General features: G+C 69.7%; 10 protein-coding genes and 1 pseudogene. 9 read left to right on the top strand and 2 right to left on the bottom strand.

Features of this window, described 5'->3' with window-relative positions; translation table 11 throughout:
- The 4 genes from ACZ5CZ_RS22610 to ACZ5CZ_RS22595 form a co-directional block, all read left to right on the top strand.
- Positions 1–88, top strand: an 88-nt coding sequence (locus ACZ5CZ_RS22610) for an aggregation-promoting factor C-terminal-like domain-containing protein (protein WP_450158496.1), incomplete at its 5' end; no start/stop codon positions are given.
- 1,037 nt (positions 89–1,125) lie between these two features.
- Positions 1,126–3,426 carry a hypothetical protein gene (locus ACZ5CZ_RS22605; protein ID WP_468945419.1) on the top strand — a complete coding sequence of 767 codons (2,301 nt, stop codon included), beginning with the start codon at positions 1,126–1,128 and terminating at the stop codon, positions 3,424–3,426.
- 158 nt (positions 3,427–3,584) lie between these two features.
- Positions 3,585–4,004, top strand: a complete 420-nt coding sequence (locus tag ACZ5CZ_RS22600; protein WP_468945416.1) for a hypothetical protein — start codon at positions 3,585–3,587, stop codon at positions 4,002–4,004.
- Positions 4,005–4,186: 182 nt separating this feature from the next.
- Positions 4,187–5,179 (top strand): immunity 49 family protein, encoded by a 993-nt coding sequence (locus ACZ5CZ_RS22595; RefSeq protein WP_468945414.1) that lies wholly within the window; start codon positions 4,187–4,189, stop codon positions 5,177–5,179.
- A 90-nt stretch (positions 5,180–5,269) separates the two neighbouring features.
- Here ACZ5CZ_RS22595 and ACZ5CZ_RS22590 read toward each other — a convergent pair whose 3' ends face one another.
- A complete protein-coding gene (locus tag ACZ5CZ_RS22590) occupies positions 5,270–6,826 on the bottom strand; it encodes an alpha-L-arabinofuranosidase B (RefSeq protein ID WP_468945411.1) in 1,557 nt (518 codons plus the stop codon).
- Between the two features lie 103 nt (positions 6,827–6,929).
- On the bottom strand, positions 6,930–8,363 hold the full coding sequence (locus tag ACZ5CZ_RS22585) for a glycoside hydrolase family 43 protein (protein WP_468945409.1): 1,434 nt from the start codon (positions 8,361–8,363) through the stop codon (positions 6,930–6,932).
- Positions 8,364–9,111: 748 nt separating this feature from the next.
- On the opposite strand from ACZ5CZ_RS22585, the gene ACZ5CZ_RS22580 reads away from it, so the two are divergent.
- The 5 genes and pseudogenes from ACZ5CZ_RS22580 (at position 9,112) to ACZ5CZ_RS22560 (ending at position 15,689) form a co-directional block, all read left to right on the top strand.
- Positions 9,112–11,415: a beta-L-arabinofuranosidase domain-containing protein gene (locus tag ACZ5CZ_RS22580; protein WP_468945406.1), complete on the top strand. Its 2,304-nt coding sequence runs from the start codon at positions 9,112–9,114 to the stop codon at positions 11,413–11,415.
- A 52-nt stretch (positions 11,416–11,467) separates the two neighbouring features.
- Entirely contained in the window at positions 11,468–11,791 is a 324-nt protein-coding gene (locus ACZ5CZ_RS22575; RefSeq protein ID WP_468945404.1) for a GNAT family N-acetyltransferase, read from the top strand.
- Positions 11,761–11,850, top strand: a pseudogene (locus ACZ5CZ_RS22570) (helix-turn-helix domain-containing protein); the annotation flags it as partial. The gene ACZ5CZ_RS22575 and the pseudogene ACZ5CZ_RS22570, both read left to right, overlap by 31 nt.
- 1,175 nt (positions 11,851–13,025) lie before the next feature.
- Positions 13,026–14,234: a cytochrome P450 gene (locus tag ACZ5CZ_RS22565; protein WP_468945401.1), complete on the top strand. Its 1,209-nt coding sequence runs from the start codon at positions 13,026–13,028 to the stop codon at positions 14,232–14,234.
- A 102-nt stretch (positions 14,235–14,336) separates the two neighbouring features.
- On the top strand, positions 14,337–15,689 hold the full coding sequence (locus ACZ5CZ_RS22560) for a serine hydrolase domain-containing protein (protein WP_468945398.1): 1,353 nt from the start codon (positions 14,337–14,339) through the stop codon (positions 15,687–15,689).
- The last annotated feature ends 135 nt before the right edge of the window (positions 15,690–15,824 follow it).

The following is a 15,824-nucleotide window of genomic DNA, read 5'->3' as shown; positions in this document are numbered from 1 at the left end:
GATCAAGTGGGGCCTGGACTACATGAACTCCCGCTACGGCAGCCCGGTCAAGGCCTGGTCCTTCTGGCAGGCCAACGGCTGGTACTGAGCCGTTCAATCTCCAAGGCAGGCGCACCACCACAGCGGCCCACCGGCCGCACCCCACACCCGCGCCTCACGTGCTCACGCCCCCGCCCCCGGCGGGGGCGCACGCGTATGCACGCAAAGGCACTCGCCCCCCGGTGTTCGGGGCTTTCCCGGGCTGGGATGGCTGGGGCGGGAGACGCGGGTTGCTATACGGGGCCGGAGGCCCGGCTCGGTGGGCTCGTGGGAAGACGCAGGGCGCCGCCCTTGCCCGCCTCTTCGGGCCTTGTCCTGGGCGAGCCGGCCGGCCTCGTTACGGTCCGCGTGCGTCTGGCATCCTCGCTCGCTGATCAGGTCCCGCAGCTGCGCCTCCATCTCCAGCCTGCTCCGCGAAGGGCAGGCAGCAACGGCCCAGCGCCGCGCCCGGCCGGGAAGGGCAGGGGTGCGGCGCTGCGGGGCGGTGCTGCTGGTTGGCAGTGCCGGTGACGACGAGGCACTGGTCTGTGCGGCAGGTCCATGGCGACCTGAAGGCGTCAGTGCCTGGGCGCGCTGGCCGGACGGCGTCCCTCTCCGGCCGGCCAGAAGCCTTCACGACTTGCGCACCGACAGCAGGAAGGACCTGCCCGCCAAAGATCCACGGTCTTTCGTGGCGCACTTGTTGAAAAACGGCGTTCAGGTTCGATTCCCGCCTGTCCGGCGTGCGGTCGCGGGCCTGAGGGCCCGGCCGGGATCGGTGCCGTACGCGGACGTGCCCGGGCGGCGAGTTCCTCTTCCGCTCGCACGCACAGGCCCAGCGCCCAGGAGCGCACACCCTGGGCGCCTTCCCAGGTGGCGCCGAGGCCCGCTGGCGAGGGGTGTTGCCGCCAGCGCGTGGAGGAGGCGGCGCGAGTCGCGGCTCAGTACTGCCAAGCTGTCGTCAGGGCCCAGCACGGGAAAGTACGGAACGTCGCGCACCGTGCTCTGCACCAGGGACGCGATTGTCCCGCCCCACCCCCTGTCATCACCCCGCCCTCCCCGTGCTAGGTTGCCCCCTTGATCGTGAAGGTTATGGGGGGGCCTTTCATGAAGCTGGCGCGATTCTCGCCGCCGACCGCCGCAGCGCTGCTCCTGGGACTGACAACTGTCCTCGGCCCCGCCGCGGTCGACTCGTACGCGTCCTCGGACACACCGCTGCCGATCGCGCACTTCTCGCACATGGTCGTGGACGAGGTGCACGGACATCTGTTCATCAGCGGCGGCGCCGGCACCGACGGCATTCTCGTCACCGACCTCGACGGCACGAACCCGACGACGATCGGTGGTGAGCCGGGTGCCACCGCTCTGGCCCTCTCCGAGGACGGATCCGCGCTGTACGCGGCTCTCCCGGACAGGGACGCGATCGCGGCGATCAGCACGCAGAAGCTGACCGAGTCGGCTCGCTACAGCACGGGCGCGGGCACCCGTCCCAACTCGCTGGCCGTCGCCGGGGGCACCCTCTGGTTCGGCTACGGTACGGCGGGCGCCGGCGGCATCGGGTCCATCGACAACGCCGGTACGGTCACCCTGCGCCAGGATTCCGGCAGTTGGGCAGCAGCACCCGTACTGGCGACGACCCCGACGCCCTCCGGCGTACTCGCGGCCGCCGCGCAGACCGGCGACACCTCCACCGTTGTCACGTACCGGGCCGGGGACGGGGCACTGACCCGGCAGGCCGCGAAGGTACTGCCCGTCCCCGACCTGAGCGACCTCGCACTCACCGCGGACGGGCAGTACCTGGCCGTCCCGTCGGTCCCCGGCGCGACCGCCAATCGGTACCGCACCTCGGATCTCGCGGTCGACGGGCAGTTCGCCTCGGCGGTGGGCGGCCACTCGGTCGCCGTGGCCCCGGACGGCAGCATGGCCGTCAGCTTCCACGGACTGATGACCTTCCCGGAAACGGGCGAGGGCTACTACACCGAGTACTTCTACGACCCGAAGCTGAACTCCGCCGCCCACGGCCTCGCCTGGGCACCCGACGCAAGCCGGCTCTACGGCGTAGCCGTCGACGCCCTCGGGGGAACCCCGACGCTCCACATCTCCCGCAATCCGGAAACCGCGCCGGTCACGCTCTTGGGGCACGGGACCGTTCCGCTCGCCCCCGGCGAGCCCTATTCGTTCGTCGTGTCGCCCGATTCGCCCCTCAGCCTCGACGCCGGGCAGCCCATGCTTCCGGGCACCGTCCGCATCACACGCTACGACGACGCCGACCCGGACGGCGTGCTCGTCCCGGACCTGACGACCACCCCGGCACGGATCCCCTTCGACTTCTTCGGCTCCTACCACGTCGACGGCACGGCTCCTGCCACCGGGAAACTGAGCTTCCGCGTCGACTACTCCGGAAGCGGCCACTACGCACCGGCCGGCCGCACCTTCGACATCCCCGTGGCCACGTACGCGCCCACCATGACGCTGTCCGCTCCTTCCGTGGCCGACCGTGCAGCGCCGCTCACCGTCAACGGCCACCTCACCTGGCCACACGCGCATGTGACGACCGGGGCGGTGCACGTCGTCGAGACCGACCTGGCGCACCCGCACGGCTACGCGGTGGGCACCCTGCCGATAGCCGCCGACGGCAGCTTCGCCTTCCACGACATCCCGCAGGTCGGCGGCGCGCACACCTACGCCTTCACCTACGACGGCGGCACCTCCTACCTCCCGGTCACCGTGCAGGCGAAGGTGCAGGTGTCCCGGGCCACGCCGGCCCTGAGCGTGACCACGGACGCGAAGTCGTACCACTCGGGCGCGACCGTCAAGGTCACCGCCCACCTGGGGACGACGTACAACTCCCGCTCCGTGACGCTGTACGACCAGCCCGCCGGCGCCTCGCGGGCCCGGCTGGGGAGCGGCAAGGTGGACGCGAACGGGAACCTCGTCGCCTCCTACAAGATCACCCGCAACACCACCTTCAGCGCGGCCTTCACGGGGGACTACCGCTATGCGCCGCGCACGGTGAGCACCAACGCAACCCTCACACCGACATCCCGGACGCAGATGCAGTGGCCGCTCTCGACCACCCGCATCGGATCCACCACGTATCAGGTGTTCTACACGTCCGAAGTCAACATGGCCTTCAACCTACAGATCACACCCCACCAGTCCGGCGGCTGTGCGTCGGTGTACCTGGAGCACTACTACTCGGGCGCCTGGCACCAGGCCACCTCGCAGAGCTGCGTGCCCCCGTTCGACGACGGCTGGTACGGCTACGCCCGAGCCCTGAAGCTCTTCGCGGGCAACGGCCGCTACCGCATCCGCGGCCACTACACACCCCCGGCCAAGGACGCACAGACCGGCAGCGTGTGGACCGGCTGGTCCTACCTCATGGTCCGCCCCGGCAGCCTCTCCTGAGACGGGGCAGTACGGGGTTACGGAGCGTTGACGCTCGATGCTTCGATCAGACGGCGCACGAAGGCAGGAAGCGCTGAGCCACAACGTGAAGACGGCCGTCAGCACTCGCCTGGCCATTTCCTCCGGCCCGGTGTGGTTCGCGGTCGAACTGCGCCGACGTGTCTGCCAAGAGGGGTGAAAAGACGATGGCGGCTGCTGGGGGCTTTCTGGCGCTGATGTTTCTGGCGATGGGCACGGTGGCACTGTCGAGGCGGACCAGGCTGCGCCGGGGCGGAATCCGTGTCCGGGCTCACCGGGGAGGCGAGAGCTGGGCCGGTGGCATCTGGTCAGCGGATTTCATCTACAAGGACTCCGAAGGCCGAAGGCACCGGCTGAGCGTGAGCCCCGGCGACGTCCCCGACACCGGCAGGGGCTCGATCGAGGTTGTCTACGACCCGAAGAACCCGAAAAGGGCTCAAACAGCTTATGAGCTTCAGCGCCCGTTCTTCAGGAGTACCGATGGGGTGTTCGGGCTGGCAGGGGTGGTGATCGGTACCGCCTGCACCGCTTACGAGCTGCTGTCTCTCGGCCTGCTGTGAACACCCGGGTCGGTAAAACCGCCAACCGGCCCAGCGGCCGGACCCTCTCCATCAGCGGCTCATCGGGGCGGCCCTGCTCCCGTCCGCGCTCTCGGCAGCCGTCCTCACGGCGGCCGGGTGCTGTCAGCGCCCGTTGATAGCGTGCTTCGGCCAGTCGTGGAGTTCATGAAGGGACGGGATACGTGCGGAATGTGCCATGCCATCAGGTCGGCGAGCAGCGGTTGGCCGAGGCGCTCGACGACATCGGCGGGCGGGCCTACACGCGGTGGCACTCGCTGCGCTACGGCAGCATCTCGCCGGCGCTGATCCGGGCCATGGCGGACGAACTGCTCGACCATGTCGCCGCGCGAACGGTGACGGAACCCGGGCTCGACGCCGCGGCCGGCACGGTCGCCGTCACCGCCGCGGAGTGTGTGCACGGAGTGCTGAGCATCATGTGCTTCCCCGACGGGGACCAGGAACTGCGGTTCCCCCTCGTCGGGGAGCGGATCAGTACGGACCCCGACGACGACGAATTCGGGGACGGGCCCCTCACCTTCCGGGACGTCGTCAAGGAGGCACCCACCGCGCGGACCTGGCTCGACATGTTCGAGATGTGTGTCGTCAGCGGGCACGTGTGGGACTGGGAGCGGGGTACCGGGCTGCTGCTGCGCGGCGACTACGCGCCCGCCATCCGTGACGGCGTTCCCTACAACCGGCACACCTCCGTCTCCGACCCCGCCGACCTCGCCGCCATGGACGCCCTGTGCCCCTATCTCGCCGAGGCGGCCGGGCATCTGCCGCGTGACTGGCCGAGGGTTGCGCTGCGCAAGCCGGACGCCGGTCAGCGCGCGGAGGCCGCCCGGCGGCTCGACGAGGTCGGCGACGCGTTGAGCGCGGACCAGCGACTGCTCCGTGTACTCCTCGACGACGACCAGCACGCCTTCGAGGACGCCCTGGTCGCCCGGTTGGTCGCGTACCGGGAGAGCGTCGAGGCCGAGGCCGGTGATCCCGCGCCCCGCTCCCTCCTGCCCCTCGGCACCCTCGCCCTGGCCTGCCTCGCCGTCCAGATCCATGGGTGGGACCTCGGTGTCCGGTCGGGGTACCTGCCGTACGGTCTGCTGGGATCACCGGACGCGCCGCGCCGGGCGGCGGAGGGGAGCCGGAACACCTTGGGCTGCTGGGCCGCCACGTAGGACGTCCCGGGGTGCGGAAGCAGGCCTGGCCCGGCATCCAGGACATCGTCGTGGAGCCGGGCCAGGAGCCGCTACAGGTTGCGTCCCTCGTCAGTTCCAGGGAGCCGCGGTGAGCCAGCTGGTGTCCTGGGCCCATGACGTCGTGGAGTCCCAGGTGTTGGAGCCGCCGTTGCTCGCGATGTAGACCGTGTAGTCGTAGTGGCGGAGGTACTTCGTCGGGAAGTTGGCGGACTGGAAGGAGGTGCCGACGCCGCTGTTGCCCGCGGTGGGGCAGAAGGTGGCGTCCTGGGCGAACGCGCTGCCGCCGTCGTCGAAGTTCAGGTTGAGCTGGTAGTTGTAGTGGCGCAGGAACTGGCCGGGCTTGTCGACGGACTCGAAGGACAGGCAGGAGGTGTTGGCCAGTCCGGCCCGGACGATCCAGGTGGCGTCGGCCTTGTCGGTGGCCGAGCTGGCGGCGGTGATGTTGGAGATGACGACCTTGGTGTCGGCGTCGTTGTGGCGCAGGTAGTCCGAGGTGCAGCAGGGCGAGGTGGTGGCCTTCAGGGAGATCCGGGAGCCGGGGGTGAGGGTTCCGGTGCTGGTCGAGCCGCTGCTGTAGCCGGCGGCGGTGATGTTGGCCTGGACGGCGTTCTCGGTGGCGTCCGAGGGGTAGCCCTGGGTCATGACGCCTTCGTAGAAGGTGCCTTGGGCCCACTTGCTGTTGTCACCGCCGATGCCGAGGATGATCGCGCCTTCCTTGTGCATCGGGTTGTAGCCGGAGGCGTTGGGGCGTGCGCCGTTGTAGAAGGTGGACAGGCCGCCGGACTGGGCGTCGCCGCCGCGCAGGGCCCACTGGTTCGCGCCGCCCTTGAGCATGGCGGTCAGGAACCGGTGGTCGACGCTCGGGTCGCCCGCGTTGAAGCCGCGGTTGACCCCGGAGAACAGGCCGTTCTCCTGGTCGGCCATGACCCAGGGGCCGGCGCCGCTGCCGTAGCCCCAGGCCTTGCTGTTGCCGAAGTAGAGGGCCTCCATGTGGCCGTTGCCGGTGTCCAGATTGTTGGTCTCGGCGTTGCCGTAGTCGAAGCAGCAGCCGCCGTTGAAGTGCTTGCCGTTGAAGATCGCGTACATGCCCTCGGGCTGGTCGCCGGTGGCGATGCCGTTGGTGTTGTTGTTGCGGTAGCCGGTGCCGGGGGCGATGTAGACGCCGTACGCCTTGTGTCCGCCGACGGTGACCGGCGCCTCGACGGCGTTGGCGAGGTTGTCAGGACCGCCGGCGGCTCCGCCTCCGGGTGCCTGGGTGAGGTTGTTGTGCTTGGGGGACTGGTCGTAGATGACGGTGATGACGCAGCTGGTGTTGGCGCAGAAGGAGTCCTGCTGCGCGGCGTCGGCGACACCTCCGGCGGTCAGCGGGCCGATGTCCTTGGTCGCGTTGTCGGAGGCGCGCTTGACCTGGTAGAGCGGGCCGTTGTACGCCCCGTACAGGGCGCGGGTGGTGCTGTGCGCGGCGACGCAGGGGGTGCCGCCCGAGGCGTAGATGTCGCACGGCCCCTGGGTGGCGGCCTGTGAGGGGGCGGCCGTGGCGGTGAGCAGCCCGGCGGCGAGGGTGGCGGTGGCACCGGCTGCCAGCAAGGCGCGTCGGGCGCGGTGCATCCACTGTTTTTTGATCATGAAGAACTCCTACGCAGAGTGGAGTGGGAGGTGAGTGGAACTCCTGTGTCGGGCCCGCCGGAGGAACGGCGGACTCCGCACAGCGCTCCGCGGGACGGGCGGGTCAGCTCGTCACGCGGAACGTCGCGTCACTGCGTCCCGTCGCGGTGGTGATCGGGTCGAGGCGCAGTTGGTAGGCGTAGTGGCGGATGTAGCGATCGGGATAGTTGTACGACTGGAACGACGACCAGGTGGCGTCGGCGAGGCCGGCGACCTTGCGGAAGGTGGCGTCCGCGGCGAACTGGCTGCTGCCGTCGTAGAGGGCGAGCTGGAAGTCGTAGGTGGCGTGCCGCAGGAAGTAGCCGGGGTGGTTCACCGACTCGAAGGAGACGGTGCCGGTGCCGGTCAGGCCGGGCCTGAGCCGGAACTGGGAGTCCTCGACGGGGCTGACGTTCGGGTCGATGCGCACGTCGAAGTTGAGCTGGCGCACGTACCGGTCGGGGAAGTCGTACGACTGGAGCCGCTGGGCGGGTGTGTTGGGCCAGCGGGCGAGCACGCGGCTCTCCTCGGCGGCCGTGAGGTTCATGATCCAGCCGTGGCGCTTTTTGGTGCCGCCCATGGTGTAGCTGGTCGACGCCGGCTTCTGGTAGGCGGCGGGGTTGGAGGGGGCGGTCGTGGTGACGGGCATGTAGCCGCCGTTGGTGGCGTACTGGTCGAGGTAGAGCGCCCACTTGTTGGTGCCGTTGAACTTCATCCACATCGGGCCCTCGACCATCGACCCGGTCAGGCCGATGCCGGAGAGGTCGCCGAGTTTGGCCCAGGTGCCGAGGATGGAGTTGCTGCCTTCAAGAGTGATCTGTCCGTCGCCGGAGGCCCGTACGTAGCGGTAGGTGCCGACACCTGGGGGCACTTCGATGATCTGGGTGTCGATGATCTCCTGGGTGCCCGGGCGGTCGATGTAGAGCCGGGGGGTGGTGATGGTGCGGAAGTCGCTGGTGTGGGCTGCGAAGATGCGGTGCTTCGTCGCGCCGTTGAAGGGGACGTTCGTGGCCCAGTACAGGACGTAGTCATTGCTCTGGGGGTCCCAGATCGCTTCGGGTGCCCACGCGTTGCGCCCGTCGGGGATCGCACCGGCGACGTTCAGCAGCCACGGCTGCGACCAGGTGACCAGGTCCGTGGACTCCCACACCACGAGGTTGCGGCTGCCGTTGTTGATGGCGGCGTTCCAGTCCTGCCCGCAGCTGATGCACAGGTCGGTGGCGATGATCCAGTATTTGCTGCCGTCGGGGGACCGGACGAATGCGGGGTCGCGTACGCCCTTGGTGCCGACGGTGGAGCGCAGGACCATGCCGCCGCCGTTGAGGTCGCTCCAGTGCAGGCCGTCGGTGCTGTGCGAGAGGTACATCTGCTGGTTGGCCGCTCCCTCCCCGGTGAAGTGCACCATCAGGTAGCCGGGGCCGGCGGCGGCCGCCCGCTGGGGGGTGGTCAGGGCCTGCCCCGTGAAGAGGAGGCAGACGGCGAGCAATATCACCGTCAGCCGGGCGCGGAGCGCAGACATCGGATCTCCTGTCGGGTGCGGGTGACGCCGCCGGGCGAAGGGGGAGCGGGGTGGCGGGGGGAACTTGGTCTCGGAGTGGGCAGGACGGGATCCGGCTGCCGCGCGAGCCGGAAGGACGGATCCGAACGACGGCGTTTCGCCGCTTCACCCATGGCGCCGTGGTGACGGCGGGTCAGGGCGCGCGAGTATGTGCGTCCACCCGGGCGGGGCGGTTGCGACCCGGACCGGGCAACTGTGCCTCTGAGCGCCGGTGAAGGCGTTTCAGGTGGGCGGGACTTCGGGCGGAAGCCTTCATGGCCAACTCACTCTTCGATCAGGCGTTGAACGACATATCGAACGCCGTTCGGGAAATCGGGCAGAGGCTAGATCCGGAAAAGACGGCGCGTCAATACATCCGACACATCCGATCCGTCGAACATGCAGATGAGCGATCCGGTGCCAACCCCGGCCCCTGCCGCAGCGCTCAGCCCATGACCTGACAGCCGGTAAGAATTTTGTGTTCAACGGCTGGACACGAGCAATGTCCGTACCCCTTAATCCATCCAATGTGTCAGCGAAGAGCTGCGTTCTATATTTCGGACGACGTTTGAAAAGCCGAACGGTGCAAGGCGGATGTCCGCGGCCTGTCGGCCGTAGGTCGCCACGTCGGCAGCACCCGAGCCCGTGACGCGCCACGCCCGACCCTCGGACGTGTGAGCCGGCACATCAAAAGTCCAAGCAGTCGCTCTGCCGTATCGAAAGGCTCAAGATGTCTTCCTCCGTCAGCAGGCGTCGTCTCCTGCAGCTGGCCGGGGCCACCGTGGCCGCCTCTGCCGCCGGACCCTTCCTCGGCGCGTCTTCCGCTCAGGCAGCCATCGCGCCCGCGAGGACCGACATCGGGGTCTTGGTGCACCCCTTCGAACTCGGCCAGGTCCGACTCACCGCAAGCCGGTGGCTGGACAACCAGAACCGCACGCAGAACTACCTGCGGTTCATCGATGTGGACCGGCTGCTGTACAACTTCCGCGCCACCCACAAGCTGCCCACCAACGGCGCGACTGCCAACGGCGGCTGGGACGCGCCGGACTTCGGCTTCCGCACCCACATTCAGGGGCACTTCCTCACGGCATGGGCACAGTCGTACGCCGTGACCGGGGACACCACCTGCCGGGACAAGGCCACCTACATGGTCGCGGAACTGGCCAAGTGCCAGGCCAACAACAGCGCCGCCGGTTTCAACCCCGGATACCTCTCCGGCTACCCCGAGTCCAACTTCACTGCTCTCGAGCAGGGAACCAGTGGCGACGTGCTGTACTACACCGTCCACAAGACTCTCACCGGCCTGCTGGACGTATGGCGCCACATCGGCAGCACACAAGCCCGGGACGTGCTCCTCGCCCTGGCCGGATGGGTCGACTGGCGCACCGGCCGGCTGACCACCCAGCAGATGCAGACCATGCTGCGCGTCGAGTTCGGCGGCATGAACGCCGTACTGACCGATCTCTACCAGCAGACAGGTGACGCGCGGTGGCTCACCGTCGCCCAGCGGTTCGACCACGCCGCGGTGTTCGACCCGCTGGCGGCCAACCAGGACCAGCTCAACGGAATCCACGCCAACACCCAGGTCCCCAAGTGGATCGGGGCCGCCCGGGAGTACAAGGCCACCGGCACCACCCGCTACCGGGACATCGCCACCAACGCCTGGAACATCACCGTCGACGCGCACACCTACGCCATCGGCGGCAACAGTCAGGCGGAGCACTTCCGTGCCCCGAACGCCATCGCCGGCTACCTGACCAACGACACCTGCGAAAGCTGCAACACCATCAACATGCTCACCCTCACCCGGGAGCTGTTCACGCTCGACCCGAACCGCGTCGCACTGTTCGACTACTACGAGCGGGCGTGGCTCAACCAGATCATCGGCCAGCAGAACCCGGCCGACGACCACGGCCACGTCACCTACTTCACCCCCCTCAAGCCGGGAGGACGGCGCGGTGTCGGCCCGGCGCTGGGCGGCGGCACCTGGAGCACCGACTACGGCACCTTCTGGTGCTGCCAGGGCACGGGCCTGGAGATGCACACCAGGCTGATGGACTCCATCTACTTCCACAACGACACCACGCTGACCGTGAACATGTTCGTGCCGTCGGTGCTCACCTGGACGGAGCGCGGTATCACCGTCACCCAGACGACGACCTACCCTGTCAGCGACACCACGACCCTTCAGGTCACCGGCAGCGTCAGCGGAACGTGGGCGATGCGCATCCGCATACCGAGCTGGACCAGCGGGGCCACCATCAGCGTCAACGGCGTCGCGCAGAACATCACCACCACGCCCGGCAGTTACGCCACCCTGAACCGCGGGTGGACCTCCGGCGACACGGTCACCGTCCGCCTGCCCATGCGGCTCGGCATCCGACCGGCCAACGACAACGCGAACGTCGCCGCGATCACCTACGGCCCGGTGGTCCTCGCCGGCAACTTCGGTGACTCCACCCTCAGTTCCCAGCCTGCGCTGACCACGTCCTCGATCAAACGGACCAGCAGCAGTTCACTCGCCTTCACCGCCACCTCCGGCGGCTCCACCGTCAACCTGGGCCCGTTCTACGACGCACACGGCTACAACTACACCGTCTACTGGAACACCACCGGCAACACCGTCCGTCTCGTCAACGCGAGCAGCGGTCTCCTGCTGGGCATCCAGAACATGTCCACGTCCGACGGCGGCCGCGCTCTGCAATGGACGGACAACGGCACCGCCGACCACAACTGGGAAATGATCACTGATGGAAGCGCGGTCCGCTTCCGCAACGCCAACAGCGGCAAGGTGCTCGGCGTCCTGAACATGGACACGGCAGACGGTGCGACCGTCCTCCAGTGGTCGGACAACGGCACCGCCGACCACAAATGGACCCTGCTCGACCAGGGCGACGGGACCTACAAGATCCGCAACGTGAACAGCGGCAAGCTGCTCGCCATCGCGAACAACTCCACCGCGGTCGGCGCGTTCGCGGTCCAGGACGCGGACGACGGCACCGCCGACAACCGCTGGCGCATCGTGCTGAGCTGAAGCGGGTTGCAGAACCGGTGCCGTGCATGCCGAGACCTGACAGGATCCCCCCATGGAGATCCGCCGCATCACTCGGGTCGAGGCTGTCCAGGACGCCGGGCATCTCTTCGATGTGTCCCCTCTGCCGGAGGCGACTGAGAGGTTTCTGGCGGACGAGCGCCACCACCTCCTGATCGCCTATGTCGGTGACGCCCCGGCAGGGATGGTCACCGGCGTCGAGATGACACACCCGGACAAGGGCACCGAGATGTTCCTGTACGAGCTGGGTGTGGACGAGCCCTTCCGCGGGCGCGGTGTTGGCCGGGCCCTGACGTCGGCGCTTGCAGACCTGGCGCGCGAACGGAACTGCTCCGCAGGGACGCCGGGCCGGTGGTGACCTGGCGGCGAGCGCAGATGGTGCTGCTGTCCGCGCAGGGCATGCCGGTAGCGGACCTTCTCCTACGGCCATCCCCTCATCCAGGGCCGCATCCGTCACCTCGTCCAGTGCGGCACGCGACTGGACGACCAGCCGGAGCCCCGATCGCAGGGGCCAGTTCATCCAGGCCGGCGCAGAACCGCGCCACGTCCGCCTTCAGGAAGCCGATCGTCGGGTCGTTGCTCACTCGCCCTACCCTGGCAGCCCCGCTCGCACCCTGTCAGAAGTTTTGACAGCTACGCCGGTTCTCTGTTCCGTTTCTGCTGGGGCCCAGGATCCATGACGTCCGCCGCCGCACATACGGATGGCCGAATCTCGGCGGCGGTGGCGAGGCGGTCCTCCGCCCGGTGGCCGAATCGTCGGTCCACGGCAGCGGGCGAGTCCGGCCATCCGCGGACCACCGCCCTCGGCGCGCCGTACCGGGGAAGGGCGGTGGCGCAGGCCGGAACGGGCGGCGGTCGGCGGCAGATTTTCTCTCTCCGAGGGTGTTTGCGGCCCGGACTGCCGGGCACACGCGGGGTCAGCGATTCGGTCGTGCTGTCAGGGGCGGGCGGCCTCCGCCCAGTTGCCGAAAAGTGACGCAAAATCACCGCCAAGGTACTCTGCGTTCAACTTCAGGGGGTTGCTATCGGGTGACTCACCGTGAAGACTGTCCGCCGAGTTCCATCGAAACGAAGGTGTTGGGGACCACGCATCATGCCAATCGCGGGGCGGCATGGAGAGCTCATGCGTATTCTCACACCGCAGTTCAGACAGCCGGGAACCGGAATCCCGCTGTCCGTCAACGAGCCGGGAGGGGCCGTGAGATCGCCGCGCGGCCGGTGTCGCCGAGGGGGACGAGTCATGGCGGGGTTCGCCGACACGCCGGGATGCGCCGTGGGGCCGCGGCCGGCCACGCGGCCGCCGTGTCCTGTGGCGGAGACGCCGAGGAGTCTCCCGCCCGCTTCGGCCCGAGCCTGACAGCGGACGGCACGCCCCGCCGGACGGCACCCGTGGCGATGGCCGCCGGCGTGCGGCGCGCCGCACGGAGGGGAGCGCGTGCGACGCGCGGGTACCCCGCCCGACCGCGCTCCGGTGGTGCCGGTTGCGCGCCGGAGACGTGCCCGGGTCCGCCCCCGCCCGAGTCGACCGGACCGCCGCGCCTCCTTCCGCTTCCCGCCTTGCGTGCCCTGCCCACCGTTACCAAGGAGAACAGGTGATCAGTAAGGAACTGACGGGCGACCGGCTCCTGTTGGAGCAGTTACCCGACCACTGGCAGGAGCTGCGCGAGTCCGGGCCCGTCCGCTTCGACGACACGCAGAAGGTCTGGCAGGTCCTCGACCACGACACGGTCGGCACCGTGCTCGCCGACCCGGCGACGTACTCCTCGGACCTTTCCGCGCTCGCCCCGACCCAGTCCGACTTCGAGACCTTCACCCGCGGCAACTTCGTGGCCATGGACCCGCCCGAACACCGCAAGCTGCGCACCCTGGTGAGCCAGGCGTTCACCCCGCGGGTCGTGCGGGGGCTGGAGCCCCGTATCGAGGCGGTCTGCGCACGGCTGCTGGACGAGGTGGCCGACCGCGACCGGTTCGACCTGGTCGACGCGCTCGCCTATCCGCTCCCGATCATCGTGATCGCCGAACTCCTCGGCATCCCGGCCGAGGAGCACCGGCTCTTCCAGGAGTGGGCGAGCGTCCTGTTCAGCGGGGACCAGCTCGGCGACGCACCCGACATGGCTGATCTGGAGCGGGCGCTGGAGGCCATCGCCCCCACCGTGCGCGAGATGAACGGCTACATGCTGGAGCACATACGCACCCGCCGCTCCCGCCCCGGTGACGACCTCACCAGCAGACTCATCGCCGCGGAGGTCGACGGCGTGCGCCTCGCCGACCAGGAGATGGTCGGGTTCGTGGCGCTGCTGCTGGTCGCCGGGCACATCACCACCACCGCCCTGCTGGGCAACGCCGTCGTCACCTTCGACCGCCGCCCGGGCACGGACGCCGCGCTCCGTGCCGACCCGGCCGCGATCCCGGCCGCCGTCGAGGAGGTGCTGCGCTGGCTGCCCCCCTTCCCCGAACTGGGCCGCCGGGTCACCCGCCCCGTGGTCCTCGGCGGACACGAACTCCCGCAGGACGCCCTGCTCATGGCCCACCTGGGGACCGCGAACCGGGATCCGGCGCGCTTCCAGGCGCCCGACGTATTCGACGTGACGCGGTCCCCCAACCCGCACCTGACGTTCGGGCACGGCATCCACTTCTGTATCGGCGCACCGCTCGCCCGACTGGAGGCCCGGATCGCCCTGCGGATGTTGCATGAACGATTCCGCTCGCTGGCCGTCCCGTCCTACGACGACGTGGTCTTCCAGAACCCGGCCGTGATCATCGGCGTACGGCACCTGCCCGTCGAGGTCACCCGGCCGTAACCGCTCACGGCGCTCGCACACCGACCGGCCCCCGTACCGCTCACCCACGGGCCGGACCGGCACACCCGCACATGAGACCCACTCAACGGGAGTCCCCTAGCCATGCCGTACACCGTCCCCACCGCTCTGGCCCTTCCCCGGACGCCGGCGCAGTTACACCGGGAACTACAGGACCGGCTCGACACCCTCGCCCGCACCCACCGGGTGCCCGGCGCCCAACTCGCACTGGCCACCGCCACGGAGACCCTCGGCCTGCACACCGGTACGGCCGACACGGCGACCGGTGCGCCCTTCACCCCCGAGACGGCCGTCCCCCTCGGGTCGCTCACCAAGCCCTACACGGCCGCACTCGTCATGCTGCTGGCCGACGACGGCGACCTCGACCTCGACGAACCGGTCGCCGACCACCTACCGGAGCTGAGCGCGATACCCGAGCTGACGATACGTCAACTGCTCAGCCACACAGGCGGCCTGCCCACCGGCCCGGACTCCGACACCGCGGCCGCGACCACCGCCACCCGCTACCTCACGACCGTCTGCACCGCCCGCGACCTGCTGTTCGCGCCCGGCACCGACTTCTCCTACTCCAACGCCGGCTACGTCGCCGCCGGCCGGCTGGTGGAGAGGGTCACCGGCATGCCGTGGCACGAGGCGGTCGGTGCGCTGCTCCTGCACCCTCTCGGCGCGGTACCGGCGTTCATCGCCGAGGCCACGCCCGCCCGGCCCGTCGCCGCCGGACACGCCGTCAACACCGCCACCGGACAGGCCCGTCCGGCCCGGCAGAACCTGGCCCCGCTGGAGGCCCCGGCCGGCGCCCTGCTGGCGAGCGCCCTGGACCTGGCCGCGTTCGGGATCGCGCTGACCGGCCGGTCGGACGTCCTGCCGCCCGCCGTCGCCAAGGAGATGCGCCGCCCGGAGACCGCCGCCCGCCCGGGCGCGCTGGCCGACGGCTGGGGCGCCGGACTCGCCCTGTACCGTCAGGACGACCGCGTCTGGTGCGGTCACGACGGCAACGCCCAGGGCACCTCCTGCCACCTGCGCGCCGATCCGGAGAGCGGAACGGTGATCGCGTTCACGGGCAACGCCTCCGGCGCCACCGCGCTGTGGCGCGAGCTGACCGAGGAGATCGCCCGGCTCACCGGCGTCCGCGTGCCGGCCGCCGCCCAGGACGCCGACCACGGCCGCCCCGTGCCGCTGCCCGAGTGCCTGGGTGTCTATCGCAACGGCACCACGACGTACCGCGTCGCACCCGGACCGGACGGCGCGCCGGGCCTGTCCGTCGACGGCGATCTGCCCATCCCGCTGGTCTGCTACGACGACCTGTCGTGCGCCCTGCGCGATCCGGCCACCGGCCGCCTGGAACCCGGCGGACGCTTCCACCGCGATCCGGCCACCGGCCGGCTCGACCGGTTGCAGATCTCCGGACGGACGGCACGCCGCACCGACGACGGCTGAGCCGGGGGCGCCGCCGGACCACCCGACCGAGCCGTCCCCCGCGTCGCCGGCCGCGCCGCGCGACCGCGCTCCTGAGTGGTCCCGTCGCCCCGCCCCGGCCCGGGGCCGTCATCCGTCCACCGGCACCGGCGCGCC

The organism is Streptomyces sp. NPDC031418, from assembly GCF_055581605.1.
Note: the sequence above shows the minus strand (reverse complement) of the source record. Positions and strands in the feature narration are given on the sequence as shown.

Bases quoted from the DNA above. Each gene is read 5' to 3' on its own strand.
- ACZ5CZ_RS22605 (WP_468945419.1), top strand. From the start codon at position 1,126: ATGAAGCTGGCGCGATTCTCGCCGCCGACCGCCGCAGCGCTGCTCCTG.
- ACZ5CZ_RS22590 (WP_468945411.1), bottom strand. From the start codon at position 6,826: ATGATCAAAAAACAGTGGATGCACCGCGCCCGACGCGCCTTGCTGGCA.
- ACZ5CZ_RS22585 (WP_468945409.1), bottom strand. From the start codon at position 8,363: ATGTCTGCGCTCCGCGCCCGGCTGACGGTGATATTGCTCGCCGTCTGC.
- ACZ5CZ_RS22580 (WP_468945406.1), top strand. From the start codon at position 9,112: ATGTCTTCCTCCGTCAGCAGGCGTCGTCTCCTGCAGCTGGCCGGGGCC.
- ACZ5CZ_RS22575 (WP_468945404.1), top strand. From the start codon at position 11,468: ATGGAGATCCGCCGCATCACTCGGGTCGAGGCTGTCCAGGACGCCGGG.
- ACZ5CZ_RS22560 (WP_468945398.1), top strand. From the start codon at position 14,337: ATGCCGTACACCGTCCCCACCGCTCTGGCCCTTCCCCGGACGCCGGCG.